The sequence below is a fragment of the Halomonas sp. ANAO-440 genome, from assembly GCF_019915905.1.
Classification (GTDB): Bacteria; Pseudomonadota; Gammaproteobacteria; order Pseudomonadales; family Halomonadaceae; genus Halomonas; species Halomonas chromatireducens.
Genome location: NZ_JAHXBV010000004.1, coordinates 288,115 through 313,034 on the forward strand (window position 1 = coordinate 288,115; position 24,920 = coordinate 313,034).

General features: G+C 66.1%; 21 protein-coding genes and 1 riboswitch. Of the genes, 9 read left to right on the forward strand and 12 right to left on the reverse strand.

Annotated elements, in window-relative coordinates:
• Positions 1–74 precede the first annotated feature (74 nt).
• A complete protein-coding gene (locus KZO25_RS04590; RefSeq protein WP_066452019.1) occupies positions 75–1,517 on the forward strand; it encodes an ethylbenzene dehydrogenase-related protein in 1,443 nt (480 codons plus the stop codon).
• Complete coding sequence (locus KZO25_RS04595) at positions 1,517–2,089, forward strand: DUF2231 domain-containing protein (RefSeq protein ID WP_066452020.1); 573 nt, start codon at positions 1,517–1,519, stop codon at positions 2,087–2,089. Before KZO25_RS04590 ends, KZO25_RS04595 begins: the two co-directional genes overlap by 1 nt.
• A gap of 153 nt (positions 2,090–2,242) precedes the next feature.
• On the opposite strand, the gene KZO25_RS04600 is transcribed toward KZO25_RS04595, so the two are convergent.
• The 5 genes from KZO25_RS04600 to KZO25_RS04620 all read right to left on the reverse strand — a co-directional run bounded on the left by KZO25_RS04600 (position 2,243) and on the right by KZO25_RS04620 (position 7,583).
• Positions 2,243–3,361 (reverse strand): 5-(carboxyamino)imidazole ribonucleotide synthase, encoded by a 1,119-nt coding sequence (locus KZO25_RS04600; RefSeq protein ID WP_223136045.1) that lies wholly within the window; start codon positions 3,359–3,361, stop codon positions 2,243–2,245.
• Positions 3,362–3,402: 41 nt separating this feature from the next.
• Entirely contained in the window at positions 3,403–3,906 is a 504-nt protein-coding gene (gene purE, locus KZO25_RS04605; protein ID WP_066452022.1) for a 5-(carboxyamino)imidazole ribonucleotide mutase, read from the reverse strand.
• Between the two features lie 117 nt (positions 3,907–4,023).
• Positions 4,024–6,045, reverse strand: a complete 2,022-nt coding sequence (locus KZO25_RS04610; protein WP_223136046.1) for a TRAP transporter permease — start codon at positions 6,043–6,045, stop codon at positions 4,024–4,026.
• Between the two features lie 30 nt (positions 6,046–6,075).
• Positions 6,076–6,567, reverse strand: a complete 492-nt coding sequence (locus tag KZO25_RS04615; RefSeq protein WP_262488840.1) for a DUF1850 domain-containing protein — start codon at positions 6,565–6,567, stop codon at positions 6,076–6,078.
• A 56-nt stretch (positions 6,568–6,623) separates the two neighbouring features.
• Complete coding sequence (locus KZO25_RS04620; protein WP_223136048.1) at positions 6,624–7,583, reverse strand: TAXI family TRAP transporter solute-binding subunit; 960 nt, start codon at positions 7,581–7,583, stop codon at positions 6,624–6,626.
• A gap of 326 nt (positions 7,584–7,909) precedes the next feature.
• Between KZO25_RS04620 and KZO25_RS04625 the strand changes: the two genes are divergently transcribed.
• Together KZO25_RS04625 and selD are read left to right on the forward strand one after the other, a co-directional pair.
• A complete protein-coding gene (locus KZO25_RS04625; RefSeq protein WP_066452121.1) occupies positions 7,910–8,188 on the forward strand; it encodes an XRE family transcriptional regulator in 279 nt (92 codons plus the stop codon).
• 168 nt (positions 8,189–8,356) lie between these two features.
• Complete coding sequence (gene selD, locus KZO25_RS04630) at positions 8,357–10,663, forward strand: selenide, water dikinase SelD (RefSeq protein WP_223136049.1); 2,307 nt, start codon at positions 8,357–8,359, stop codon at positions 10,661–10,663.
• Positions 10,664–10,797: 134 nt separating this feature from the next.
• Here selD and senB read toward each other — a convergent pair whose 3' ends face one another.
• Positions 10,798–11,829, reverse strand: coding sequence for a selenoneine biosynthesis selenosugar synthase SenB (gene senB / locus KZO25_RS04635; RefSeq protein ID WP_223136050.1), 1,032 nt, complete (start codon positions 11,827–11,829; stop codon positions 10,798–10,800).
• Positions 11,830–11,908: 79 nt separating this feature from the next.
• Here senB and senA point away from each other — a divergent pair, with 79 nt between their 5' ends.
• The 5 genes from senA to KZO25_RS04660 all read left to right on the forward strand — a co-directional run bounded on the left by senA (position 11,909) and on the right by KZO25_RS04660 (position 16,848).
• Entirely contained in the window at positions 11,909–13,258 is a 1,350-nt protein-coding gene (senA, locus tag KZO25_RS04640; RefSeq protein ID WP_223136051.1) for a selenoneine synthase SenA, read from the forward strand.
• 113 nt (positions 13,259–13,371) lie between these two features.
• The gene (locus KZO25_RS04645) at positions 13,372–14,238 is read left to right on the forward strand and encodes a putative selenate ABC transporter substrate-binding protein (RefSeq protein WP_223136052.1); all 867 of its coding nucleotides are present in this window, start codon (positions 13,372–13,374) and stop codon (positions 14,236–14,238) included.
• Positions 14,238–14,891 (forward strand): ATP-binding cassette domain-containing protein, encoded by a 654-nt coding sequence (locus KZO25_RS04650; protein WP_223136053.1) that lies wholly within the window; start codon positions 14,238–14,240, stop codon positions 14,889–14,891. The genes KZO25_RS04645 and KZO25_RS04650 overlap by 1 nt, the downstream gene beginning before the upstream one ends.
• On the forward strand, positions 14,891–16,372 hold the full coding sequence (locus tag KZO25_RS04655; protein ID WP_223136054.1) for a PhnE/PtxC family ABC transporter permease: 1,482 nt from the start codon (positions 14,891–14,893) through the stop codon (positions 16,370–16,372). Before KZO25_RS04650 ends, KZO25_RS04655 begins: the two co-directional genes overlap by 1 nt.
• Before the next feature lie 98 nt (positions 16,373–16,470).
• Positions 16,471–16,848, forward strand: coding sequence for a DUF5362 family protein (locus KZO25_RS04660; RefSeq protein WP_223136055.1), 378 nt, complete (start codon positions 16,471–16,473; stop codon positions 16,846–16,848).
• A 117-nt stretch (positions 16,849–16,965) separates the two neighbouring features.
• Here the strand turns inward: KZO25_RS04660 and KZO25_RS04665 are convergent, their stop codons facing one another.
• The 6 genes from KZO25_RS04665 to KZO25_RS04690 all read right to left on the reverse strand — a co-directional run bounded on the left by KZO25_RS04665 (position 16,966) and on the right by KZO25_RS04690 (position 24,715).
• On the reverse strand, positions 16,966–18,447 hold the full coding sequence (locus tag KZO25_RS04665) for a hypothetical protein (RefSeq protein WP_223136056.1): 1,482 nt from the start codon (positions 18,445–18,447) through the stop codon (positions 16,966–16,968).
• Between the two features lie 83 nt (positions 18,448–18,530).
• On the reverse strand, positions 18,531–19,862 hold the full coding sequence (locus KZO25_RS04670) for a sensor histidine kinase (RefSeq protein WP_223136057.1): 1,332 nt from the start codon (positions 19,860–19,862) through the stop codon (positions 18,531–18,533).
• 71 nt (positions 19,863–19,933) lie between these two features.
• The gene (locus KZO25_RS04675; RefSeq protein ID WP_223136058.1) at positions 19,934–20,605 is read right to left on the reverse strand and encodes a response regulator transcription factor; all 672 of its coding nucleotides are present in this window, start codon (positions 20,603–20,605) and stop codon (positions 19,934–19,936) included.
• 192 nt (positions 20,606–20,797) lie between these two features.
• Entirely contained in the window at positions 20,798–22,486 is a 1,689-nt protein-coding gene (gene ilvD / locus KZO25_RS04680; protein WP_223136059.1) for a dihydroxy-acid dehydratase, read from the reverse strand.
• A gap of 130 nt (positions 22,487–22,616) precedes the next feature.
• Positions 22,617–23,312, reverse strand: a complete 696-nt coding sequence (locus tag KZO25_RS04685) for a TenA family protein (RefSeq protein ID WP_223136060.1) — start codon at positions 23,310–23,312, stop codon at positions 22,617–22,619.
• Complete coding sequence (locus KZO25_RS04690; RefSeq protein ID WP_223136061.1) at positions 23,312–24,715, reverse strand: sodium:solute symporter family transporter; 1,404 nt, start codon at positions 24,713–24,715, stop codon at positions 23,312–23,314. Before KZO25_RS04690 ends, KZO25_RS04685 begins: the two co-directional genes overlap by 1 nt.
• Positions 24,705–24,818: riboswitch (TPP riboswitch) on the reverse strand. Its footprint overlaps the gene before it by 11 nt.
• Between the last annotated feature and the right edge of the window lie 102 nt (positions 24,819–24,920).

Sequence of the window (24,920 nt, forward strand, 5' to 3'; positions counted from 1 at the left end):
GAAAGCCTGGAAGGTCTCCCTGACGTCGATACGAATAACAACAACAAACCACACTCATAGACCGAGGAGCCTCCATGGCTAATAACAAGATAGGCCACAGGGTTTCGCCCTGGCTGGCGCTTGCGCTACCTGCCGCGCTGGCACTGACCTGGGCAACCCAGGGCAGCGGCGTGATCAAGAACGATCACGACCGCAATATCCACATTCCCGACGAGCTGACCATGCCGCTGCAGGTGCAGGTCGCCTACAACGATGACGAGGTTTTCTTCCGCTATCGTTGGCCCGCCGAACAGGCCTATGTCTACCATGACATGCTGCGTTACGAAGATGGCGTTTGGCATCGTCATGGCGCCTCGCCCATCGGCTCGGATCCGGACAACGCCTACGAGGACCGGGTCACCATGCTGGTGGACGATGGCAGCGTTCCCGAGTTTGGCCGCTATGGCGGCTACATCACCGTTGGCAGCGGCATGCGTTACTTTCCCGATGTAGCCGGTGCGCAAGAGGTGCGTGATCACCCTCACCTCGGCGAGGCCCTGGGTCGCAGCGATGTCCGCAAATATCTACCGGCCACCCGTACCGACCAGAATGACTGGCGCAGCGTGGTCAATGCGGATCTGCTAAGCGCCCAGCGCGAGGCAGGATACTTCCTCGACCTGTGGCACTGGCGAGCAGGACGCTCCAACCCAGTCGGCATGGCCGACGATAATTGGGTCGGCGAATACCGTAACAGCGATGCCGGCCGGGGTGCCTTCACTACCAACTGGGATGGTGAAAACGCACAGCCCAACTGGATGTTCGACCCCGATGCGGTAGCTATACACGCCTTGCGCTGGGAAGATATCGCCGCGAACCGCTTCGACTTCGATGGCCTCTACTATCTGGCAGAGGACTTTGCCGTGGAATTCGACCCCGACCATGACTGGCAAAACGGCGACGTCATTCCCCGCCGTCTGCTGCGCCAGCCCGAGGGCTCCCGTGCGGCAATTCGGGTCCACGGAGATGCCCGCTGGGCTGATGGTCATTGGGACGTAACCCTGGTGCGCGCCATGGATACGGGAAGCCCGCTTGACGACAAGGCGTTCCGCGAACAGGGACGCTACGATCTAGGTATCGCCGTGCATCGGAATGCTACCGGCAGCCGCTGGCACTATGTCTCGCTACCCTACTCGCTTGGCTTTGGTCGCGAAGCGGATATCCAGGCCCAGCGCCTTAATGGCAGTGAGCCCGACTGGTCCGGTGACTGGACCGACATTACCCTGCTCTATCCCGGCCAGGTCAATTGGCCACTGCTGATCAGCGATGCCCATGCCGGCGCCAAGGATATCGCCGACGGCACCGCGGTACGTGCCCGCCATAACGAGAAGCAGCTGGCTTACTACGGCATGGAGATGGAGTTCAACGGCCCCATCACCGCACGCTGGGGGCTGACGCTCTTCACCGGTCTGTTCCTGATGCTGGGCATGACTCTCGCTCTGCTACCTGCCTTTCGCTCCAATCAAAAGGGAGACCTCTAATGGCTGCCATGCATCATATGCTCGTGCATTTTCCACTGGCGTTCTGGTCGCTCTCCATCCTGATGATTCTACTCGGGGCACTGGCCAAGGGGCATATCGCTGAGCTGAGTCGAGCTGCACTGCTGCCGGTACTGGCAATCAGTGTACTGAGTGGCCTGGTAGCCATTGTCAGCGGGCTGATAGTCTGGCCGATGCAGGCCAATATCACCAGCCCGCTGGCCCGCAACCATATCCTGATGGCCTTTTGGTCGCTGGGCATCTTCACCATGCTCACGGTACTCGTGTGGCGTGCCGGCGATTCTGCCTTCGAAGGGAGCCGTCGTTGGGCCCTGGTGATCCTGGCACTGACCGGAGGCCTCATGTTCGCCGCCGCCGGCACACTGGGTGGACATATGCTCGGCGAGGCCACCCCCTGGTCCGCAGTCCTTGGCCTGCTCGGCTGGAACGTCTACACCACCTATTACACACCCTACTGGGTGCTCCTGCTGATGCTGCTGGCAGGATTGGGAGGCATCTACCTCTGGCTCCGGGCATCAGGTCGCCTGGAGCCCGGTAAAGCTACGCTCCGATAACCATTGAACCGCAACCATCAAGGGCCCCAAACGGGGCCCTTGTCGTTAGGGAGGCGCCTCTCCGCCTTGGACGCGCAGCTTTCAGCTTGCTTGGAGTGGCCGTCCGCGAAATAAAGCGGGCCCCGTTGCGCTACGTCACCGGTTGCGCTGACGTTACGAGTCCTCGAAGCTGAAGCGCGGCTCCGGCGCTTCGGGCAGCAGGCAAGCGCAGGCATGCACCTTCTCGAGCAACTCGGCATGGGTCGGCGCCAGCAGGTTGACGTGGGCGAGCTTGCGGCCGGGGCGCTCGCTCTTGTCGTAGCGGTGCAGGTGAGCGTCTTCGATGGCGAGTATCGCCGCCGCGTCGCCCTCCTGGCCGATCACGTTGACCATGCAGGTGGGCATGCGCGCCGAGGTGTCGCCCAGCGGCAGGCCCTGGATCGCCCGCAGGTGGTTCTCGAACTGGCTGGTCACCGCGCCGTCCATGGTCCAGTGGCCGGAATTGTGTACCCGCGGCGCCATCTCATTGGCCAGCAGCTGGCCGTCACGGGTCTGGAACAACTCCAGGGTCAACACGCCGACATAGTCGAGTTCGTCGAGCAGTGCGCGAATATAGCCATCCGCGGTCTGCTGCACGGTCTCGTCGAGATCAGGCATTGGCGCCAACGAATAGCGCAGAATGCCATCGACATGCAGATTCTCGGCCATGGGGTAGAAGGCCACGTCGCCCTCGCGGCCACGCACGGCGATGATCGAAACCTCACGCACGAAATCGACGAATGCCTCGACGACCAGTTGGGGATGATTGATGCTGCGCCAAGCATCGGCGGCCTCGGCCGGGTCGCGTAGCACCGCCTGGCCCTTGCCGTCGTAACCCTCGGTGACCGACTTGGCCACCACCGGAGCACCCAACTCGCGGGTCGCCGCCTCGAGCTCCTCGGCGCTCTGCACCAGGCGATAGGCCGGGGTGGGAATGCCCAAGCGGTCGAACAGTGCCTTCTCCTGAGCACGGTTCTGGCAGATCCGAATCGCCTCGCTGGACGGATAGACCGGCCTGAGTTCTTCGATGGCCTGGACAAGCGCAACGGGCAAATGCTCGAACTCGTAGGTGACGAGATCAACCTTGGCCAGGAAGTCGTCGAGATGGTGCTGATCCGTATACACCATCACATCACCGATGCCCGCGCTGGGATGGCCGGTGGTATCGAGAAAGGTAAAACGATTGGCCAGGGGATAGCCGGCCAGGGCCAGCATGCGGCCAAGCTGGCCGGCACCGAGCACACCGATGTTCATGTCGCTTACTCCTCTCGCAGGCTCATTCGGCTCTCGCTGACTCATTCGGAGCGAGGGTCGGGGTTGTCGAGCACCGTCTGGGTCTGTTCGGCTCGGAAGGCCTCGACGGCAGTACGCACCGACTCATCCTGCAGTCCGACGATCTGCGCTGCCAGCAGGCCGGCATTGGTGGCCCCCGCCTTGCCGATGGCCAGGGTCCCCACAGCGATCCCGCCCGGCATCTGAACGATGGAAAGCAGCGAATCCAGGCCCTTGAGCGCCTTGGACTCCACCGGCACGCCCAGCACCGGCAGCGCCGTCTGGGAGGCCACCATGCCCGGCAGGTGAGCCGCACCGCCCGCGCCGGCGACGATCACCTGCAGGCCGCGTTCGGCGGCACCCTTGGCGTAGTCGAACAGCAGGTCAGGCGTGCGATGCGCGGAAACCACGCGGGTCTCGCAAGCCACGCCCAGGCGCTCGAGCATCGCCACGGCGTGCTCCATGACCGGCCAGTCGGACTTGGACCCCATGATCACGCCTACGCGTGGCTGCTGGTTGGACTGCATGTGCGGCTCCCGGAAGTGGTGCAGAAATGCGAAGGGCAGGTATTCTAACGGCGCCCGCAGGCGCCGTCATCTTGACCATTCGAACAATAGGCGGCCCGTCAGGCCGCCTATCGCCCGTCAACCGCTGCGGACGCCGGCGGCGGCCATCTCTCTCCGATGGGCAACCCAGTTCCCACCGATGGCCAGGGCCATGATCACCACACCCGCGATCTCTGCGGTCAGATCTGGATAGAACACCGCCACGATAGCCGGCACAATGGCCATCCGCGACAGCAACGACATGCGGGTGAAGAGATACCCTTCCAGTGCAGCCGCAAAGGCACAGAGCGCCAGAATCGCAATCACCCCGTTCCAGACCACCACCGGCACCGGGCCACCGACAATGATCTCCGGATTGAAGACCATGAACATCGGGATCAGGTAGAGACCCTTGGCAAACTTCCAGGCCTGGAAACCGGTTTCCATTGGTTTGCTGCCGGCAATGGCCGCCCCGGCGAAGCCCGCCAGGGCGATGGGTGGCGTCACGTTGGAATCCTGGGAGTACCAGAACACCACCAGGTGTGCGATCAGCAGCGGAATACCGAACTCCGCGGTGAGCGCCGGGCCCACCAGCACGATCAGCACGATGTAGCTGGCGGTCACCGGCAACCCCATGCCCAGGATCAGGCTCGCCAGCAGCACCATCAGCAGCGCCAGCACGATGTTGCCACCGGAGAAAGCCATCATCATGGAGGAGAACTTCAGCCCCAGGCCGGTAAGCCCGACCACACCAACGATGATGCCGGCCACCGCACAGGCCATGGATACCGCTACGGCATTGCGCGCACCGAGCTCGAGTCCCTGGACCAGCTTGACCAACCCGGCCCAGAGCATGAGCTTGATACTGGTGAGCGTTACCGACTGGCCCTGCTGAGGGGCAACGAAGAAGAACCACAGCGCATAGCGCAGCACGGCGACCACCACCATGGTGATCACCGCATAGAAGCCTACCCGCATCGGCGACATGTTCATCACCAGCAGCCAGACCAGCACCCCCAGCGGCAGCAGGAAGTGCCAGCCGTCCCGCATCACCTGGCGCATTTGCGGCAGCTCGGAACGCGGCAGCCCCTGCATGCCCTGCTTCAGCGCGATGATATGCACGAAAAGATAGACGGTGGCGAAGTACATGATCGCCGGCAAAATGCTGACCTTGACCACCTCGAGATACGGCGTATTGGTGTACTCGGCGATCAGGAAAGCGCCCGCCCCCATCAGCGGCGGCATGATCTGTCCACCGGTGGAGGCCGCTGCCTCGATGCCACCCGCCTGGTGCGGCTTGTAGCCCAGGCGCTTCATCAGCGGAATAGTGAAGGCGCCGGTGGTCACCACATTGGCGATGGCGCTGCCCGAAATCGACCCCATGCCGGCAGAAGCGATGACCGCAGCCTTGGCCGGACCACCCCGCTGGCGACCGGTCGCGGCATAGGCCATGTCAATGAAGAACTTTCCGGCGCCGGTGCTCTCGAGAAAAGCACCAAACAGCACAAAGATAAAGATATAGGTGGCTGCCACACCCAGCGGCAGGCCGAAGATCCCTTCCTGTCCCAGGTAGAGCTGTCCGGCAACCCGATCCAGGTTGTAGCCACGGTGTTCGAGGATGCCCGGCATGAACTGCCCCAGCCAGGGCAGCTCACCGCGAGGGCCGGCGAAGGCGTAGACAATGGCCAGGGCGCCAATCAGCGTCATGCCGAAGCCCACCGCTCTACGGCTGGCCTCCAGCACCGTCAACGTGGCGATACAGCCGACAAGGATATCGGTCTGGCTCCAGAAGCCCGCGCGGCTGATGATCTCGTCCAGGTAGAGCACCAGATAGCCACCCGTGACCAGGGCGCCGGCGAAGAACATGGCATCGATGAGCCAACCCAGGATACCGCGTTTGCGGCCGGGCCCGAACACCGGAAACATCAGGAAAGCCAGCATCATGATCAGCATCAGGTGGATGCTGCGCTGGTAGAAGAGGCCCAGCGGCTGGATGCCCGCCGAGTAAAGCTGGAAGAGGGAAAGCCCCACCGCCACGATGGTGATCAACCACAGGACGAAGCGGGGCTGGATGGCGTTGCCACCCGGCATCACCACCGGTGGGTTTGTGGACTCGCTCATGGATTCCTCGTCAGACGTCGTCTGGCTAGCTCAGTTGTCGAGCATGTTGAGTTGAATGGTGACACGCTGGCCCGCGGCTATATCGCTGAGGCTGATCCGGTTTGTCTCACCGTCGCGCTGCCATACTAAACGATGATCGACCTCAGGTGAGCCAACGCGCAAGACATAGCGGTTGCCGGGTACGGGTTCGTGGATATTCTCGATCCAATAGCCGCCCTTCCCGTCGGAGACCTGCTCACCCCGCCCCTGGGAGTGTCCGAGGCCCGCGGCAAAATCGGGCTGATGGCTGCGCTCGAGCTCCATCCGGCCCTGGTGATGTCGATAGCAGTCGAGTACCGGGAAATGCCTGACGGAGTGGTTCCAGCCCAGGCACCAGCGGTCACCCTCCGGCATCGGGACGCGCAACAGCAACTCATCCTCGACGCTTCGCACCTCGAGCCACTGGCCACCAGCTGCCATTGCCGGGCCAAACCATAACGCCCACAGCATCAGGGCGGACAACGTGGTCCGCCCTGATGCCATGGCTTGGCGCACTCCGGGACGCATGGTTTCCTGTCCCTGGCGTCAACTTTGCGTCATCACGGACGCAGGTCGTCCGGGATATCGGCCTCGATTTCCTCGAAGTAGCGAATGGCACCGGGGTGCAGCGGCACCGGAGTGGACTCCATGGTGAACTCCACGGTGGTGTCGTTGGCCGCCGGGTGCACGGCGATCAGGTCATCGGTACGCTCGAACAGCAGCTTGGTGAGTTCGTAGGCCAGATCCTCGTCCATGTCGGAATTGACGACCAGGACATTGGGGATACTGATGGTCTGCACTGCCTCGTCCATGCCGTCGTACATGCCGGCACGCAGCTCATAGGCGGCAAACACCGGTTCTGCTTCACGGGCGTTCTCGATCTCTTCGTCCGAGAAACCGATCAGGCGAATGTCGCGGGTAGCCGCCAGGTTGAGGATCGAGCTGGTGGGCGGCCCCACGCTCCAGAAGCCGGCGTCGATGTCACCATCGCGAATGGCGTCGGCGGTTTCGTTGAAGTTCAACCGCTGCGGACGGAAGTCATCGTAGGAGATGCCATTGGCTTCCAGCAGGGCTCGGGCGTTGAGCTCGGTACCGCTACCCGGGGCGCCGACAGAGACCCGCTTGCCCACGAGGTCGGACAGCGACTGCACGTCGGAATCGGCCAGGGTGACCAGCTGCACGGCGTTCGGGTAGACCGAAGCCAGGGCGCGGGTGTTTTCGATCTGGCGGCCTTCGAAGTCACCGGTGCCGGACCAGGCCTGGTAAACGGTATCCGCCAGCGCCAGCGCCAGATCAGCATCGCCGCGCATGATCAGCCCCATGTTCTCCACCGAGGCCCCGGTCACTTCAGCGGTCGCACTGGCTCCCTCGATGTTGTCGTTGATCATCTCCGCAAAGCCACCACCGATCGGGTAGTAGACGCCCCCGGTACCGCCGGTGGCGATAGAGAGCTGCTGGGCTGCTGCCATGGGTGCTGTGACCAGCAGCGAAGCTGCCACTGCATACTTGAGAGCTCGCATGGAATTCCTCCGTCCTGAAACCGAACTGCTTGTGATTGTTGAAGCTGATTGCTGTACCTGCGCAAAAGCGCTGCCTGACGAAATCAGGCCCATCAGAAAGCTAGCACGCCACCCTCAGGGTAGCCACTCTCTACTTTCTACGTTTCAGCAAAGTTTCTGCAATAACACCATGGTAGCTTCCTCGGGAGGCTCCCTTCCCGGTTTTTTACCATGAATGGGACCTGATGTGGCCTTCCATGGCATGAGAAATACGCATCTAAACGACACTGGCAAAATCGAGAAAAAGCCCCCATGATGTACCTGTCGCAATCGCCCTTTGGAGCATCATGAGTACGGCATATCGCACGACAGGCGCGGACCTTCTCGACCCTCCGCGAAGTTGCCCTGACCTCGATGTCAGGGATTTGGAAAAACGTACACGCCTCATGCGCATCGTGACTCGGCTGATCGCCGTATCCGACCTGGGTTGCCGCGAGATCGCTCGCCGAGCCGGGTTGCCGGCACAGAAGATCAGTGATCTGCTGGCCGGGCGCCTGGAGCACCTTTCACTGGATGAGCTACGACTTCTCTATCGCACCATCAATCCGGAAGGCGCTCCGCACTAGCTTGCACTACCCGAACGCACCCCCCAACGCCCGGTCACCATGACCGGGCGTTGCCGTCTATGGCTATGGCACGGATCACTGACGGTAGGGCGAGATGTTTGTACAGGCCATGACGGCTAGACGGGACCCGCCAGGCGAACATCACCCAAATTCAGAGTGAGTCCCACGATGCAGCAACCGCAGCAGACTGTCTTGAGAGCGCTACGGGACATCGTCCTCGTTGGCGGCGGCCACACCCACGTGGGGGTGTTGAAGCGCTTCGCCATGAAACCTGAACCCGGCGTCAGGCTCACAGTGATCTGCCGAGACACCCATACCCCCTACTCGGGCATGCTGCCGGGCTATGTGGCCGGGCACTACAGCTATGACGACGTGCATATCGACCTGCGCCGCCTGGCGGAGTACGCCGGGGCACGCTTCTTCCGCGACGAGGCCATCGGCATCGACCACGAGGCGCAGACCGTCCTCTGCCGCTCGCGCCCGCCGGTGCCCTACGACTGGATGTCGATCAATATCGGCTCGACCCCCAGCGTGAATTCGGTCAGCGGTGCTGGCGAGCATGCGGTGCCGGTCAAGCCGATCCATCAGTTCAACGACCGCTGGCAGAGTCTGCTCGAACGCCTCACGCACCCACACACCGGGCAGCACCCGGGCCAGACCCGCATCGCGGTGGTCGGCGGCGGGGCCGGCGGCGTCGAGCTGCTGCTGGCCATGCAGTACCGGCTGAGCAACGAACTCAGCGCCCTGGCCCGCGACCCGAGTGAGCTGCGCTTCTCCCTCTTCACCCGTGGCGCGCAGATCCTGCCAACCCACAACCCCCGGGTGCGCGCCCATTTCCAGGCAACCCTCAAGCAGCGCGGCGTCGAGGTGTACACCGCCACCGACGTGGTCGGTGTCGAGGCGGGCCGGCTCCAGGCCGCCGACGGCAGCTGGCACCCCGCCGACGAGATCGTCTGGGTCACCAATGCAGGCGGCGCCGCCTGGCTGCGCGACACCCGCCTGGCTCTCGACGACGACGGCTTCATCCAGGTCGGCGACACCCTGCAGTCGCTCTCCGACCCGCGCATCTTCGCCGCCGGCGATATCGCCAGCCAGGTCGACCATCCCCGCGAGAAGGCCGGGGTCTTCGCCGTGCGGCAAGGGCGCCCGCTGGCCGACAACCTGCGCGCCGCCGTGACCGGCCGCGCCCTGTCGCCCTACCGCCCCCAGGCGCAATGGCTGGCGCTGATCAGCACCGGCGACCGTCACGCCGTAGCCTCCCGCGGCGGCCTCTTTCTCGCCGGCGACTGGGTGTGGCGCTGGAAGGACGGCATCGATCGGCGTTTCATGGCCAAGTTCAATGACCTGCCGCCGATGGAGGAAGGCGCCATGCGGGCGCCCCGGGCCAGCCGCGTGGCGCTGAACGAGGAGGAGAGCGCCCAGGCGATCTCGGCCATCGCCATGCGCTGCGGCGGCTGTGGCGCCAAGGTCGGCGCCTCGGTGCTCTCCCGGGCCCTCTCGACCCTGCAGCCGGTGGAACGGGACGAGGTACTGGTGGGCCTGCACGCCCCGGACGATGCCGCCGTGGTACGGGTACCGCCGGGCAAGGACGTGGTGCATACCGTCGACTTCTTCCGCGCCTTCATCGACGACCCCTATGTGTTCGGCAAGGTCGCCGCCAATCACGCCCTGGGCGACATCTTCGCCATGGGCGCCGAGGCCCAGACCGCCACCGCCGTGGCCACGGTGCCCCAGGGCCTCGAGGCCAAGGTCGAGGACACCGTCTACCAGATGATGCGCGGTGCCGTCGAGGTGCTCAACGAGGCCGGCTGCGCCCTGGTCGGCGGGCACACCGGCGAGGGCAGCGAGCTGGCCCTGGGGTTTGCCGTCAACGGCCTGATCGACGCCGGTGGAGATAGCGCTCTGACGAAAGGCGGCCTGCGCCCGGGCCAGGCGCTGATCCTGACCAAGCCCATCGGCACCGGCACCCTGTTCGCCGCCCATGCCCGGCTCGGCGCCCGGGGGCGCTGGATCGACGCCGCCCTGGAGAGCATGTGCCAGTCCAACCGGCAGGGGGCGAGCTGCCTGCGCGAACACGGCGCCACCGCCTGTACCGACCTCACCGGTTTCGGCCTGCTGGGGCACCTGGTGGAGATGACGCGCCCTTCCGGGGTGGATGCCGAACTCGACCTGACGGCGCTGCCGCTGCTCGAGGGCGCCGAGGAGACCGTCGCCGCCGGTATCCTGAGCTCGCTGCAGCCCGCCAACGTGCGCCTGCGCCGTGCCATCCACGACCAGGCCGCCTGGGTGGACCACCCCCGCTATCCGCTGCTGTTCGACCCCCAGACCGCCGGCGGCCTGCTGGCCAGCGTGCCCGCCGAACGCGCCGAGGCCTGCCTCGCGGCCCTGCACTCGCTGGGCTACGCCCGGGCCGCCATCATCGGCCGCGTCCTCGAGCCCGGCGAAGCGCTGGAGCCCATCCATCTCAGGGGCTGAGGGGAGTGGAAGGCCAAGAGCTCACTTTACAACATCGTTAGCGAACAGGGGCTGTGCCGGGCGCAGGCCTTCGCAAAGGCGCTGTGAACCCTTCCCTGGGCGCTACATTCGCCATCCATGGCGAATGACCTTTGCTACGACCTGCCCCCGGCGCCCCTCGTCAGAGGCCGAGGTAAAGCAGTCAGCCCACAGGCGGCGATAACTCGCGCCAGCGCCTCCCGCTCGGCCGCGGGGCTGAACAGCGGCGCCCGCGCCAGCACCTGCTGGCGGAGCCGGTCGACGAAGGCCGGTTCGGCCTCTGCTCGGCACAACAGGGCCCTCAGGGCCGCGGTGTCGTCCACCGGGAAGTAGCCGGCGTAGTCGTCGCCCAGCAGCCCGCGGTTTCCGGGGATATCGGAGGCCACCACCGGCAGGCCGGCCACGCAAGCCTCGCTGACTACATTGGCGCCCCCTTCCATGCGCGAGCTGATCACCATCAGCCGTGCCCGGGCCATCCACTGACGCACCCGCCAGCGGGGCAGGTCGCCGAGCCAGCGGTAACGCGCGTTGCAGGCCATCTCCTCGCGGGCGGCCTCGGCCCACTCCGGGCGGTGGGCGCCACCGAGTTGCACCACGCACAACCGCGACGTCGATGGCAGCTCGCGCACGGCCAGGGCCGCACGCAGCGAGTCCTTCTCCTCGCGCAGGTGGCCGGCGACCAGCACCTCGAAACGGCGACGGATGGGCCCTTGGGCACGGGGCGGCAGTGGCAGGGCTGACTGGTGGACGACATGCAGGCGCGACAGGCAGCACGGCGGCAGATCCTCGGCCAGGCAGTCATGCAGGCCGATCAGGGCATCGCTGGCGGCGAGGCTGTCGAGAAACGCCTCCGGGTCGCTGTGCTGGAAGCGGTAGACGTCGGTTCCCGTCAGCACCACCACCAGCGGGCATGCCGGAAAGGCGGCGCGACAGGCGCGGATGGCGGCGTGGCTGCGCACCGCATGCAGCGCCAGCACCAGGTCGGGAGGCTGGCCGTCGAGGCGGCAGCCATCGGCGTCCCCGTCGGATTGTGCAACGCGCACGCGACAGCCCAGGTCGTGCAGCAGCCCCGCCCAGCGGGTGGCCGTGGTCCGGTTGCCGGCATGAGAGCCTCGACGCGCCGGCGTGATCAGCGCTACCTTCAACACTATCTCGACTCCCTATCTCGACTACTTAGCTCGACTCCCTATCCTTGCTCCCTGAGCGCTCCACTGCGACGAGGTCGGCATGCTCTCCACACCACTCAGCACACCGCCTACGCCACCCCGGCCCGCCGTCGAGCTGGCGGCAATGCTCACCGACGCGCGGACGCGCAGCCTGGCGCTGATGCAGGACACCCTGGAGGCCCGCGAACTCGGCCCGCGGCTGGCGATCGTCAATCCACCGCTGTGGGAGCTGGGCCACCTGGGCTACTTCCACGACCATTTCGCCCTGCGCGGCCTCTTTGGCCTGCCCGACTACCAGATCGCCGAGGCCGAGCGGCTGTTCGATTCCAGCAGCATCGCCCATGACGACCGTTGGTCGCTACCGCTTCCGTCACGGGAGCAGACCCTGGCGTACCTGTCACGGGTTCAGCAGGCCATGCTCGAACGCCTGCCCGACGGCGAGGCCAGCTCGGCCCAGAGCTATGTCTACCAGCTCACCACCCTGCACGAGGACATGCACGGCGAGGCCTTCCTCTATACCCGCCAGACCCTTGGCGACCCGGCCCCCGACCTGGGCACGCCACCACCGGGGTTCGCCACTGGTGAGCCCGCTGCCGGCGCGCAGCCCGGCGACGTCGCCATCCCCGGCGGTCGCCACCTGCTGGGCTCCGATGAAAGCGTTCCCTTCCGGTTCGACAATGAGAAGGCGCCAATGGAAGTCCATGTGGCGCCCTTCTCGATCGCCAAGGCGCCGGTGGCCAACGCCGAGTTCGCCGCCTTCGTCGACGACGGCGGCTATACACGACGCCAACTGTGGAGCGAGGCCGGCTGGCGCTGGTGCGAAAAACAGGGCCTGCAGGCTCCCGTCTACTGGCGTCAGAACGCCAACGGCCGCTGGGAGGAGCGCCGCTTCGACCGCTGGGGGCCGCTGCCCCCCCATCAGCCGGTGGTGCATGTGAACTGGTTCGAGGCCGAGGCCTGGTGTCGCTGGGCCGGTCGTCGCCTGCCCAGCGAAGCCGAATGGGAGGTCGCCGCCAGCCGCGAGCCAACACCCGACGGGGCGTCACTCGCCCCCGGCAAGCGTCGCTTCCCCTGGGGCGACACGCCGCCGGTTGCCCGCCTGGCCAACCTGGACGGCTGGCGCCTGGCACCGCTGGACGTGGCGGCACTGCCCGACGGCGACAGCGCCTTCGGCTGCCGACAGATGCTCGGCAACGTCTGGGAGTGGACGGCCTCGCCCTTCGGCCCCTTCCCGGGCTTCGAGCCCGAGCTGTACCGCGACTACTCGGCGCCCTGGTTCAAGGAGGGCCGCTACGTGCTGCGCGGCGGGGCCTGGGCCACCCGGGGGCGGCTGATCCACAACGGCTACCGTAATTTCTTCACCCCGGAGCGCCAGGACATCCTGGCGGGGTTTCGTACCTGCGCGCTCTAAGAGGGGATAGATCTGCGTTTTTCGGTATCATGCCCCGTTCCGCTTACCCAGGCTCTATGCTTTAGAAGCCAAGATATTCTCGACTGGCCACTCCCCCACAAGGACGCCCTGACATGTTCCGACGCCTGCTGCCTGCTCTTGCCCTTGTCACACTCATCACGCCTTCCCTGGCCGCCGCCCAGACCCTGGTGTTCACCGCCATCCCCGACGAGGATGAGACACGCCTGCAGCAGCGCTTCCAGGCCGTGGCCGACTACCTCGCCGAGACGCTGGAGGTGGAGGTTCGCTTCATTCCAGTCACCTCCTACGCCGCCTCGGTCACCGCCTTTCGCAACAACCAGGTGCAGCTGGCCTGGTTCGGCGGCTTCACCGGCGTGCAGGCACGCCAGCTGGTACCGGGCTCCCGCGCCATCGCCCAGGGCGTGGAGGACCCCGAGTACAAGAGCTACTTCATCGCGAACCAGCGGACCGGACTCGAACCACACAGCGGCGAAACCGCCCCCGAGGGGCTGCGCGACCTGACCTTCAGCTTCGGCTCCCAGAGCTCGACCTCCGGGCGGCTGATGCCGGAGTACTTCCTGCGCGAGCACCTCGGCGCTTCGCCCGACGAGCTGTTTACCCGGGTCGGCTTCAGCGACAACCACAGTCGCACCATCTCGGTGGTGCAGTCCGGCGCCTACCAGGCCGGCGTGGTCAGCTACAAGGCGTGGGAGAACGAGCTCGAAGCGGGCAACATCGACCTCGACCGGGTGCAAGTGATCTGGGAGACGCCGCCCTACCCCGACTACCAGTGGACGGTGCGTGGCGACGTCGATGAGCGCTTCGGCGAGGGCTTCACCGAGCGCCTGCAGCAGGCGCTGCTCGACATGGATGACCCCGACCTGCTGGCCAGCTTTCCCCGCGCAGGCTTCATCCCCGCCGTGAACGAGGACTACCAGGAAATCCTCGAGGTCGCGCAGTCCCTGGGGCTGCTCGACTGATGACCGTGCTGGCGCTGCGGGATGCCGTCGCCACCTATGGCGAGGTGCGCGTGCTCGGCCCGCTGAGCCTGACGCTGGCCCCCGGCGAACGCGTAGCGCTGGTGGGTCGCAGCGGTGCCGGCAAGTCGACGCTGCTGTCGGTGATGTATGACCGATGGCGCGACCAGGGGGCGGCCCTGATGCCCCAGGACCTGGGGCTCGTGACGACACTCTCGGTATTCCATAACGTCTACATGGGCCGGCTCGACCGCCACCCCTGGTGGCGCAACCTGCTGACCCTGGTGCGCCCGCGGCCAGCCAACGTGGCGGAGATCGACACCCTGCTCGGCCGGCTCGGCCTGGCCGACAAGCGCTGGACGCCCTGCGGCGAACTCTCCGGCGGGCAACGCCAGCGAGTTGCCGCGGCGCGGGTGATCCATCAGGGCGGCGGCATGCTGCTCGCCGATGAGCCCGTCTCGGCACTCGACGGCCCGCTCTCCGAGGTGACCCTGACCGCGCTGACCGACGCCTACCCCACCGCGGTGCTGGCCATGCACGACGTGGACCTGGCGCTGCGCTACTGCACCCGGGTGATCGGCATCCAGGATGGCGCCATCGCCATCGACCAGCCCAGCCAGCGCCTCTCCGCCACCGACCTGCTGCCGCTCTACTGATGCCGTTGACCGCCACACGTCGCGTTACCCTGGGACTGGTCCTGCTGGCGGCGGTGTGCCTGCTGTTCGGCGACTTCGAGATCAGCACCCATGACCCCTGGCACGCGCTGGGCCGCCTGTTCATGGGGCTGATCCAGCCCGACTTCTCCCGCGTCGACTTCCTCGGCGAGGCCCTGCTGCGGACGGTGGCCTTCGCCTTCGTCGGCGTGGGGCTCGGCTCGGCGGCGGGCATGCTGCTGGCCCTGCTCTTCCGGCATGTCTGGGTGCGCACCTTCTGCGCCTTCATCCGCGCCATCCACGAACTGTTCTGGGCGCTGATCTTCCTGCAGAGCTTCGGCCTGCACCCGATCACCGGGGTGCTGGCCATCGCCATTCCCTACGCCGGCACCTTCGCCAAGGTCTATGCCGAGATCCTCGACGAGTGCGACCCGCAGCCGGAACGCAGCCTGCCACAGCGCGCCGGGCGGCTATCGGCGCTGGTCTATACCCGCATCAGCCAGGCCTGGCCGCACCTGGTCAGCTATACCGCCTACCGCCTCGAGTGCGGCCTGCGCTCCAGCGCGGTGATCGGCTTCGTCGGTATGCCGACCTTGGGGTTCCACCTGGCAGGCGCCTTCGCCCAGGGCCACTACGGCACGGTGGGCGCACTGCTGCTGCTCTTCTACGCCCTGATCGCCAGCCTGCGGCTATGGGCGCGGCCACGGCTGCTGCCCCTCTACCTGGTGGCCTCCCCCTTCCTGCTGGGTACCGGGCTGCCGATCGTGTGGAGCAACGTCTCGCGCTTCTTCACCGAAGACATCGTGCCCGCCCCGCTGCGCAACGGCGAGGGCCTGGAGGGCCTATGGCCCTGGTTCGGCGACCTCCTGCTCGGCCAGGCCCTGCCCGGCATCTGGAACACCCTGCTGCTGACCCAGATCGCCCTGGTGCTCACAGGGGTGCTGGCGATGACGCTATTCCCCGTGATCTCGCGACACTTCACCGGGCGCCTGGGCGGCACCGCCGGACATGTGCTGCTGGTGGTCATGCGTTCGACGCCGGAATACCTGCTGGCCTTTATCCTGCTGCAGCTATGGGGGCCCTCGATGCTGCCGGCGGTAGTGGCCCTGGCGCTGCATAACGGCGGCATCATCGGCCACCTGGTGGGGCGCCGCAGCAACGAGATCCCGCTGCGCCAGGACGCCCCGGGCGGCATCAACCGCTACGCCTACGAGGTAGCGCCACGGGTCTATGGCCCCTTCCTGGCGCTGCTCTTCTACCGCTGGGAAATCATCATGCGCGAGACAGCGATACTGGGCATTCTCGGCATCGCCACCCTGGGCTTCTACGTCGACAGCGCCATCCAGGAGCTGCGCTTCGACCGCGCCATGGTGCTTATCCTGATCACCGCGCTGCTCAACATCGGAGTGGATATCCTCGCCCGCCGACTGCGCGCCCACCTGCGCCTGAGCCACACCGCCCGGAGCGAGCCCGCCGCTGCATGACAGGGGCGACCCACCTGTTCGAACGGAGGGTGACAATCGGTCGGCACGGCCTAATAGTGGCAAGGCATCGCAACCACCATTGCACTAGGGGGAACATCATGGAACAGGGCAATACGCAGGCGGGCCTGCGCGACCTTATCGAGCCACTTCACCGGGGCAAGTTCTGGATGCAGCTCACCGGCGTGATGCTGATCCTGTCGGGGGTCGTGACGGCCCTTTCCATCGTCGGCCTGGTCGTGGCGTGGATTCCCATCTGGGCCGGCGTGGTGCTGATGCAGGCAGCAGGCTCGGCAGGCCGTGTTTACACCAGCGGTGATCCTGGCGAGATGAAGGTCGCCATGGGCAAGCTGAAGACCTACTTCACCATCTTCGGCGTCCTGCTCCTGATCTACCTGATTCTCGCCGTGGGCGGCATGATCATCGGAATGGCCGGCATGAGCGGCATGATGGGTGGCATGGGCGGCATGGGCATGTAGCCGTCGAAAGCGTCCGTCCGGGCGCAACGGGTTGGCCGGCACACAGCCTCGCAAGCTGGGTGCCGGCTTAATGGAGCGCCCACAGGGCGCTCTTCGGCATTCTGCTAGTGGAAATCCTCAGTCAAGCAGGGTCAGCAGCCAGTCGTTGTTGGCACGGATGGCGTCATAGAGCTCACGGCTTCGCATCTCAAGCTCGGTGTCATCAGCCCAGTCGCCGGGGCGCTCGAAGAGTTCACCGCTACGGTAGGCGTTACTCGCCGTGGTGGCGAACCAGGCGATGGCAGCCACCTGATGGCGATCGTCGATCACCTCGCCGTCTTCCACAGACAAGCGGCGATGCATCAGTCCATCCTCGCCCAGTTGATGGTCCAGGGCAGCTTGAAGCAGTCGGTCACTCAGTTCGCCGATGCGCTCACCAAGCTCAGGCCGGGTCTCCAGGAAACTGGAGGTGCCGTCTCGCTCGCGCAGAGTGCCGAAGCCGCCGGTGAAGTGGTTCAGAAAGCGCCACTGACTCTCGGTGTCAATCCGATCACTGTCGACCCTGACGCCCTCCGAAGTGAAGACGACGCGTTCAGCCAGGCCCCAGTCGCGAACTGCCTCGTCACTGTCCAGCAGTGCCAGGGTCATCTCCGCCTTGCGCTCGAATAGCCGCTCGGCCAGTTCCCTGTCATCGTCGTCACCGAAGACGTAAAGGATCTCGTAGAGCGCCTTGTGGCCGCGCACCAGGCTGCCTAGGGTGTCCAGGTGATAGGCGCCGTCGTTGTCCAGGTCGTAGATCTTCCTCTCGTAGTCCCAGGCCTCATCCAGTGTGCCGGCCAGGTTGCGGCTGATCGCCACCAGGCGCTCGAGGGTAATGCCATGGGCGGCCTCCATGACCTCTTCGCTGAGCTGACCCATGTCATCGGCACCGCCCGGCTTGTGCCAGCGCACCCAGGAGTAGGCCAGGCTGTGGAGCACATCCAGGCCATGGGCCATGCTGGCGGCGTCGCGCTCGCGGCCAACGTCCTGGAAGCCGCGCTGGCCATAGTGATCCTGGTAGAGACGCTGGGTGATGGCCCCGAGGTAGCCGGCCGGGCCGTGGGTGATGGCGTTCTCGAGGCCGTGTTCGGCCCAGCGGCCACCGCTGTGGTGCATGTGGTAACTGAAGGCAGCCTGGGCAAGGTCGGCCAGGCTCATCTCGCGCCCGGGGACCCACTCGCCTTCCTCCTGGACCATGGTTCCCACGGCGCCCTCGTCAGTGAAGAAGGCCGAAGCCTGATGCTGCAGATCTAGCCATGCCTGGCCCTGAGCCGCCATGGACTCGTCGGCCAGGCTGGCGTCATAGCCTTCGTGGCCCATCTCGCTGTCACGCATGATACGCCCGACACTGGCCATGGCATGTTGCACGGCGGAGATGTCGCGATGGTAGAGCGCCTCCTGATAGAACAGCGCCTCGCCGTCGGCATCGACCTGGGCCGGGATCGGCAGGTCGACGCCGGTCGCCTCCGGCAGGGTGTCGTAGTTGGCTAGTGCCGACAGGCTGGTCAGGGCCAGGCTGCCCATGCCGGCGGCCACGGCGGTACGCATTAGGGAACGGGAAACAGGCGGTGTAAGGGTCATAGAAGTCTCCTTGTTGGCCATGACATCACACGATGCCGAGTCCTCACCCTAACTCGCCTTCCTGAAATCCAACTGAAAGCCGTTCAGATAGCCAGCGGCAGGGTCACCACCAGGCGGGTGCCCTCGCCCTCCCGGGAGAACAACTGCGCCTCACCGCCATGCTGACGTGCCACCTCATCAATGATGGCCAGCCCCAGCCCTGCTCCCGCCTGATGGCGCTGTCGGGAGGGGTCGCCGCGGTAGAAGCGCTCGAAGGCCCGCGCCAGCTGGGCTTCGCTCATGCCGGGGCCTGTGTCGACGATCTCCAGGCGCGCCCGCCCCGCCCGAGCCTGCAAGCGTACCTCGATGCGCCCATACTTCGGGGTGTAAGCCACGGCGTTGTCCAGCCCGGCCCCTATCAGACGTGCCAGCAGATCGGCGTCCCCAACCACGCAAAGTCCCGGCTCCAGAGTCATGCTGAGCGACTGCTGCCGAGACTCGGCCTGGGGCTGGCGCAGGCGCACCTGGCGCTGCACCACCTCATCCAGTGGCAGGTGCTCGTGGCGCTGCGATACCCCTCCGGCATCTATCCTGGCCAGCAGCAGCAGTTCCTCCGCCAGTCGCCCCAGGCGGCGCACCTCATCCCGGGCATCTACCAGGGTCTGGTGATGGAAGTCGTCCAGACGCTCACGACCCTCCCGCTCCACCAGGGCCAGGGCGGTGTTCATCACAGTCAGCGGTGCGCGCAGCTCATGGGAGGCGCTGGCGATGAACTCGCGCTGCTGGCGCAGCGCCTGCTGCAGGGGCAGCAGGCTGCGATCCGCCATCCACCAGCCGCCTAGCCCTGCCAGCACCACGAAGCCCAGCGCCAGCCCCAGCAACAGGACCAGCAATTGCTCCAGATGAACCAGGCTACCCCCCACATCAGTGGCGGCGTAGACACTGCCCAGGTAGCGCCCCTCGCTGTCCTTTACCGGGTGGCGCAGCAGGGCCAACTGCAGGGCACCCTCCTCGTCGGCAAGGATCTCCTCGAAGACCACCCGCCCCCGGGGCAGGGCGTTGCCCTTGAGCAGTGCCAGCACCTCTTCACGCAGAGCCGGGCGAGTCTCGTTGCCGTGTACCAGCCGCGCATCTGGCCCAAGAATATAATAGAAGGCGGTGCGATGGGGGCGAAAGCCGATGCTGACGTCATCGGGACCGCGCCGCCCCTCCATCCAGGCTTCCAGGTCCGGCTTATGGACCTCTGCCTCGCGCTGGGCAAGCTGCACAAGTTCGCTCTTCAGCGACTGCTTGACCAGTGCCGAGTGCATCAGATAGCCGACCAGCAGCACGGTGCAAAGCCCCAGCGCCATGCCCAGGGCATAGCGCCAGGCCAGGCGGCGGCGGCTAGCCTCCAACTGGCGGAGATCGTGATGGGGTGGATCCGGGCGAGACATGCAGGTTTCCGAAAAATTGAATTGGCCCCTCAGCATACCCGGGGAAGCTGAAAGTCGCCTGAAAGTGCGACTCAGGGCGTAAAGCGGTAGCCCAACCCTCGTAGAGTCTCGATGGGCTGCCGGGTAGCGCAACGGGAAAGCTTGCGTCGCAGCAGGCGCAGGGTCGCATCCAGAGCGTTGTCGGTGACCACCTGGTCGTGTCCCCAGAGCCGCTCGTAGATCAGCTCGCGTGGCACGCTATGACTCGCCCGGCGCATCAACAGCTCGAGCAACTGGAACTCCCGCTGGGTCAGCTCGACAGCGCGGCCCCGATGTTCGACGCGCCTCTCGTCGCAATCCAGCACCCAGTCGCCGACCTGCAATCGGCGGCCATCCAGAGGCCGACGAGCGCGTCGCCCCAGCGCCTCGAGGCGTGCCATCAACTCCTCAGGCTCGAAGGGCTTGAGCAAGTAGTCGTCGGCACCGACGGCGAATCCCTCCAGGCGGTCCTCCAGGGCGTCACGCGCAGTCAGCATCAGGATGCCGCCCTCGAAACCGCTGGCCCGGGCCCGCTCGCACAGCGCCACCCCGTCTTCGTAGGGCAGCATCCAGTCAAGCACCAGCAGGTCATAGTCGCCCTGCTGCATCAGTGCCACCGCCATGCGTCCGTCATGTGCCACATCCACCGTATGGCCCGCCTGACGCAGCATATGGTCCAGCAACCGTGTCAGGCGTTCATCATCGTCCACCAGCAGCAGATACATGGGTGCCTCCCTGTCCCGACTCTCTCGCCGGGTGGCGAGAAGCGAACATAGCTACCAGCCTTGTTCTCTGCAGACAAGTCCAGTTCGGTAGCCACACTCCAGGAAAGGATGGATATCCTGCGAAATCGGACCGCCCCCACCGGGAAACCGATAGGGGGCTAGAAAGTGATGCTTAGTGGATGGCGAGGCGAATCAATCCAGCCGGTCGGTCACCGCACCGGTAGAGGCGGAGCTGACCGTCTTGGCGTACTTGGCCAACACACCGCGGGTATAGCGTGGTGCCGGCTGCCGCCAGTCAGCCCGACGCCGCTGCATCTCGCCGTCATCGATCGCCACCTCGATGGTATTGGCCTCGGCGTCGATGGTGATGGGGTCGCCGTTCTCGACCAGCGCCAGCGGCCCGCCATCGAAGGCCTCGGGCGACACGTGGCCGACCACGAAGCCATGGCTGCCGCCGGAGAAGCGCCCGTCGGTGATCAAGGCCACGTCGTTGCCGAGCCCCCGGCCCATGATCGCCGAGGTCGGGGTGAGCATCTCGCGCATGCCGGGTCCGCCCTTGGGTCCCTCGTAGCGGATCACCACCACGTCACCGGCCACCACCGTGCCGTCGTTGATGCGTGCCTGGGCCTCCTCCTCCGAGCCGAACACCCGCGCACTGCCGATAAAGCGCGTGCCCTCCTTGCCGGTGATCTTGGCCACGGCCCCTTCGGGCGCCAGGTTGCCGTAGAGGATCCGCAGGTGGCTCTCGGCCTTCAGTGGCGCCGACAGCGGCGCGATGATTGACTGCCCCTCGGCATAGGGCGCCACGTCGGCCAGGTTCTCGGCCAGCGTCCGGCCGGTGACCGTCAGGCAGTCGCCATGCAGCAGCCCGGCATCGAGCAGCATCTTCATCAGCGGCTGGATGCCGCCGATCGCCACCAGCTCGCTCATCATGTAGTGGCCGCTGGGGCGCAGGTCGGCGAGCACCGGCACCCGCTTGCCGATTTCGGTGAAGTCCTCGAGCGAGAGCGGCACCCCCACGGTGTTGGCCATGGCGATCAGGTGCAGCACCGCATTGGTGGAGCCTCCTAAAGCGATGACCACGGTGATGGCGTTCTCGAAGGCGTCACCGGTCATGATGTCCGAGGGCTTGATGTCCCGTGCGAGCAGCTCCAGTACCGCGGCACCCGCCGCCTCGCAGTCGTCGCGCTTCTCCTGGGACACCGCATTCTGCGCCGAGCTGCCCGGCAGGCTCATGCCCAGCGCCTCGATGGCCGACGCCATGGTGTTGGCGGTGTACATGCCGCCGCAGGAGCCGGGGCCGGGAATCGCCTTCTCCTCGATCTGCTTCACCTCGATCAGGTCCAGGTCTCCGCGGGTGTAGGCACCCACGGCCTCGAACACCGAGACGATGTCGGTGTGCCCCTCGCCGGGCAGGATGGTACCGCCGTAGACGAACACGCTGGGCCGGTCGAGCCGCGCCAGTCCCATCAGGCAGCCGGGCATGTTCTTGTCGCAGCCGCCGATGGCCACCAGGCCGTCGAAGCCCTCGCAGCCGGCCACGGTCTCGATGGAATCGGCGATCACCTCCCGCGATACCAGCGAATACTTCATGCCCTCGGTGCCGTTGGCGATGCCGTCGGAGATGGTGATGGTGTTGAAGATCACCCCCTTGCCGCCGGCCGCGTCGGCGCCATCACTGGCCCGTTCGGCGAGGGTATGGATATGGCTGTTGCAGGGCGTGAGATTGCTCCAGGTGGAGGCAATGCCCACCTGGGGCTTCTTGAAATCCTCATCGGTGAAGCCCACCGCACGCAGCATGGCACGGCTGGCGGACTTGCCGACCCCATCCACTACCGGGGCGGAATAACGGCGGCGCGGATCCTCGGGCGTATCGCTCATGATGCTTCCTCTATCGTTGTTCAGGGGGGGGTAATAGAGAGAGGGTGGACCGCAGACAGGACGGCTGTCCATGCCAAACCGCCATGTCTTGCCACAAGACGAGGCGGCAACTGCACCTGCGCACTATGCCTCAGCGCGGCTGCACGGCGTCGTGGAAGGCGCGCTCCTTCGCCACGGTGTCGCGGAAGCGCTCGGCCATCCGAGCGAAGGCGGTGTCATCGAGCGCCGCCGCCTCCTCGTCCAGGCGCTGGCGCAGCCAGGCCACGAACTCCTGAAAGGCGGGGTTGTCGTGCAGATCGATCCACTCCCCCATCAACGGGTGCAGCCCGTCTACACGGGTCACGCGCAGCGCCCACTCGAGATAGACCCACTCGGTGACCACCAGCACCGCCAGGATCTCGGCGTAGTCGCCGCCCTGGCCGGTGTCGTGCAGCAGCTCGCGAAACGCCCGGGTCTGCGGCAGGTAATCCGGCGCCTCGCGCAGGGACGCAGGCACCTCGAAGGCGTCGAAGGTGCGCTGGAAGGTGCTGTTCTCGTCGCTGGTCAGCATGCCCATGAACTGGCCCAGCACCACCCGGTCCGCCATGCTCGGCGCGTGGCCGATAGCGTGGCCGATCAGGGCGGTGAAAGGGTCGACGAAGCCGTAGTCCTGCACCATGTAGGCGGCAAAGTCGCCCCCCACAAGCCGCCCCTCGGCCAGGGCGTCGAACAGCGGGTGGTTCACCGTGGCCGACCAGTCCGGCTCGCTGTTCTCGCGAAGCCAGTCGGTGATGCGCGCCGATTCACGGCTAGCGGCCCAGGCGTTCCAGTCAGAGCGTGTCGTCATCAGGCGTCTCCCTTGCTTGCCAGGTGAAATTTCGTCCCGGGGCGCAGCCAGGCGATCAGCAGGCTGGCCAGGGTGGAAGCGAGCAGCGCACCGAGGAACGGCGCCAGGGTGGGAATGCTGTCCGGGAAGCTCGCCGCCAGTACACCGGCGGCCAGGCTGCCCTGGGTGATCCAGCCCGGCAGCACCGCGCCGAGCAGGCCCGCCACGCCGCCGGCCACTGCCGCCAGCGGTGACATGCGCCGCCACAGGCCCAGCAGCACCGGCACCACGATGGCTGCGCAGAGCAGGTCGGCGATCAGGAACAGCCGCAGCACCGAGAAGCCCTGAAGGGCCACCCATGCCACCGGTGCCATCAGCGCCACCGTGACGAGCCGTGCCCCGCGAACCGAGAGCCCGCGCCTCCCGGAGCTGGCCACGGCCATGGAGGCGATGGCGTTCTGCAGGGTATCCACGCTGGAGGCAACCAGCGTTACCGCCAGCACCAGAGCCGGAAGGCCCAGCCAGGCCGGCGCGGCGGAGAGCAGTGCGAAGAAGGGAATCGGCGGCTCGCCCAGCGGCAGTGCATGCATGGCCGCCAGCATGCCCAACCCGCCGATGGCCATCACCACCAGCAGGCTGCTGGCCCCACCCAGCAGCGCCCCGCGGCCCAGGGCGCGGTCATCCTCGGCCGCCCAGATACGCTGCCAGTAGCCTTGGTGGAAGAGGTTGGCCGCGGTGACCGCGATCACCAGGGTCAGCGCCACGGAGAGCGCACTGCCGGTGGGAATCGACGGCATGATCGCCCCGGCGGGCATGGGCGGCAGCCACCACCAGGCCACGCCGCCGACCAGTACCAGCAGGGCCAGCAGCAGCCAGGCCTGCCAGCGATCGGTGGCCAGGCTCGCCCGCAGGCCGCCAAGGGTGGTGTAGACCAGGGTGACCACCGCCACGCCGAGGATCACCAGTGAAGGCGGCACATCGGAGAGCAGCGCGGCAATGGCGCCGATGGCAGTCAGCTCGGCGGCCAGGAAGATGGCCATGTAGGCAACGGAAACGAAGGAGACCCAGCGCCGCACCCCGGCGCCATAGCAGGCCTCGGCGAATTCACCGATGCTGCGTCCCTGCGGCAGGTGGCGGCGGATGGCGGGGCCGTAGAGTCCCAGTATCAGGAACGGCAGCGACGAGCCGATGGCGTAGCCCGCCAGCGCCACAGGCCCGACGAAGGCGCCGATCTCCGGCGGCGCAAAGAGGATCCAGGCCCCCATGCTGGAGGCCAGGAACGACAGGCCGATGGCCTGGGCTCCCTGGGAGTTGCGGGCAGTCACGTAGTCATCGAGCAGGCCGTCGGCCCGGCGGGCGCGCAGGCCCAGATAGGCAAAGCAGAGCAGCGCCGCGCCGAGCACGGCAGACGTCAGGTAGGGCATGTCGCACTTCCTCCGCCGGTATGAACCGGATCAGGTTCCAGGGTCAGCGCTTGGCTCTCTCAGCCCCTGCCGGTTGCACGGCGGGACTCCCCTGGCGACAGTGAATGGATTGTCGAGTAATTTAACTCAAGTTATTGTCAGGATGGCCGATATAACCGTCTAGCGTCCATGATTGATGGGACGAGTGATGATACAACAGTCGCTA

What these genes read in the sequence shown, in the direction of transcription:
- KZO25_RS04670 (WP_223136057.1), bottom strand. Translation starts at nt 19,862, where the DNA reads ATGTCTCGCCCGGATCCACCCCATCACGATCTCCGCCAGTTGGAGGCT.
- ilvD (WP_223136059.1), bottom strand. Translation starts at nt 22,486, where the DNA reads ATGAGCGATACGCCCGAGGATCCGCGCCGCCGTTATTCCGCCCCGGTA.
- KZO25_RS04685 (WP_223136060.1), bottom strand. Translation starts at nt 23,312, where the DNA reads ATGACGACACGCTCTGACTGGAACGCCTGGGCCGCTAGCCGTGAATCG.
- KZO25_RS04600 (WP_223136045.1), bottom strand. Translation starts at nt 3,361, where the DNA reads ATGAACATCGGTGTGCTCGGTGCCGGCCAGCTTGGCCGCATGCTGGCC.
- selD (WP_223136049.1), top strand. Translation starts at nt 8,357, where the DNA reads ATGCAGCAACCGCAGCAGACTGTCTTGAGAGCGCTACGGGACATCGTC.
- KZO25_RS04620 (WP_223136048.1), bottom strand. Translation starts at nt 7,583, where the DNA reads ATGCGAGCTCTCAAGTATGCAGTGGCAGCTTCGCTGCTGGTCACAGCA.
- KZO25_RS04610 (WP_223136046.1), bottom strand. Translation starts at nt 6,045, where the DNA reads ATGAGCGAGTCCACAAACCCACCGGTGGTGATGCCGGGTGGCAACGCC.
- KZO25_RS04655 (WP_223136054.1), top strand. Translation starts at nt 14,891, where the DNA reads ATGCCGTTGACCGCCACACGTCGCGTTACCCTGGGACTGGTCCTGCTG.
- KZO25_RS04590 (WP_066452019.1), top strand. Translation starts at nt 75, where the DNA reads ATGGCTAATAACAAGATAGGCCACAGGGTTTCGCCCTGGCTGGCGCTT.
- KZO25_RS04690 (WP_223136061.1), bottom strand. Translation starts at nt 24,715, where the DNA reads ATGCCCTACCTGACGTCTGCCGTGCTCGGCGCGGCGCTGCTCTGCTTT.
- purE (WP_066452022.1), bottom strand. Translation starts at nt 3,906, where the DNA reads ATGCAGTCCAACCAGCAGCCACGCGTAGGCGTGATCATGGGGTCCAAG.
- KZO25_RS04650 (WP_223136053.1), top strand. Translation starts at nt 14,238, where the DNA reads ATGACCGTGCTGGCGCTGCGGGATGCCGTCGCCACCTATGGCGAGGTG.
- KZO25_RS04660 (WP_223136055.1), top strand. Translation starts at nt 16,471, where the DNA reads ATGGAACAGGGCAATACGCAGGCGGGCCTGCGCGACCTTATCGAGCCA.
- KZO25_RS04645 (WP_223136052.1), top strand. Translation starts at nt 13,372, where the DNA reads ATGTTCCGACGCCTGCTGCCTGCTCTTGCCCTTGTCACACTCATCACG.
- KZO25_RS04675 (WP_223136058.1), bottom strand. Translation starts at nt 20,605, where the DNA reads ATGTATCTGCTGCTGGTGGACGATGATGAACGCCTGACACGGTTGCTG.
- KZO25_RS04625 (WP_066452121.1), top strand. Translation starts at nt 7,910, where the DNA reads ATGAGTACGGCATATCGCACGACAGGCGCGGACCTTCTCGACCCTCCG.
- senA (WP_223136051.1), top strand. Translation starts at nt 11,909, where the DNA reads ATGCTCTCCACACCACTCAGCACACCGCCTACGCCACCCCGGCCCGCC.
- KZO25_RS04665 (WP_223136056.1), bottom strand. Translation starts at nt 18,447, where the DNA reads ATGACCCTTACACCGCCTGTTTCCCGTTCCCTAATGCGTACCGCCGTG.
- KZO25_RS04595 (WP_066452020.1), top strand. Translation starts at nt 1,517, where the DNA reads ATGGCTGCCATGCATCATATGCTCGTGCATTTTCCACTGGCGTTCTGG.
- KZO25_RS04615 (WP_262488840.1), bottom strand. Translation starts at nt 6,567, where the DNA reads ATGGCATCAGGGCGGACCACGTTGTCCGCCCTGATGCTGTGGGCGTTA.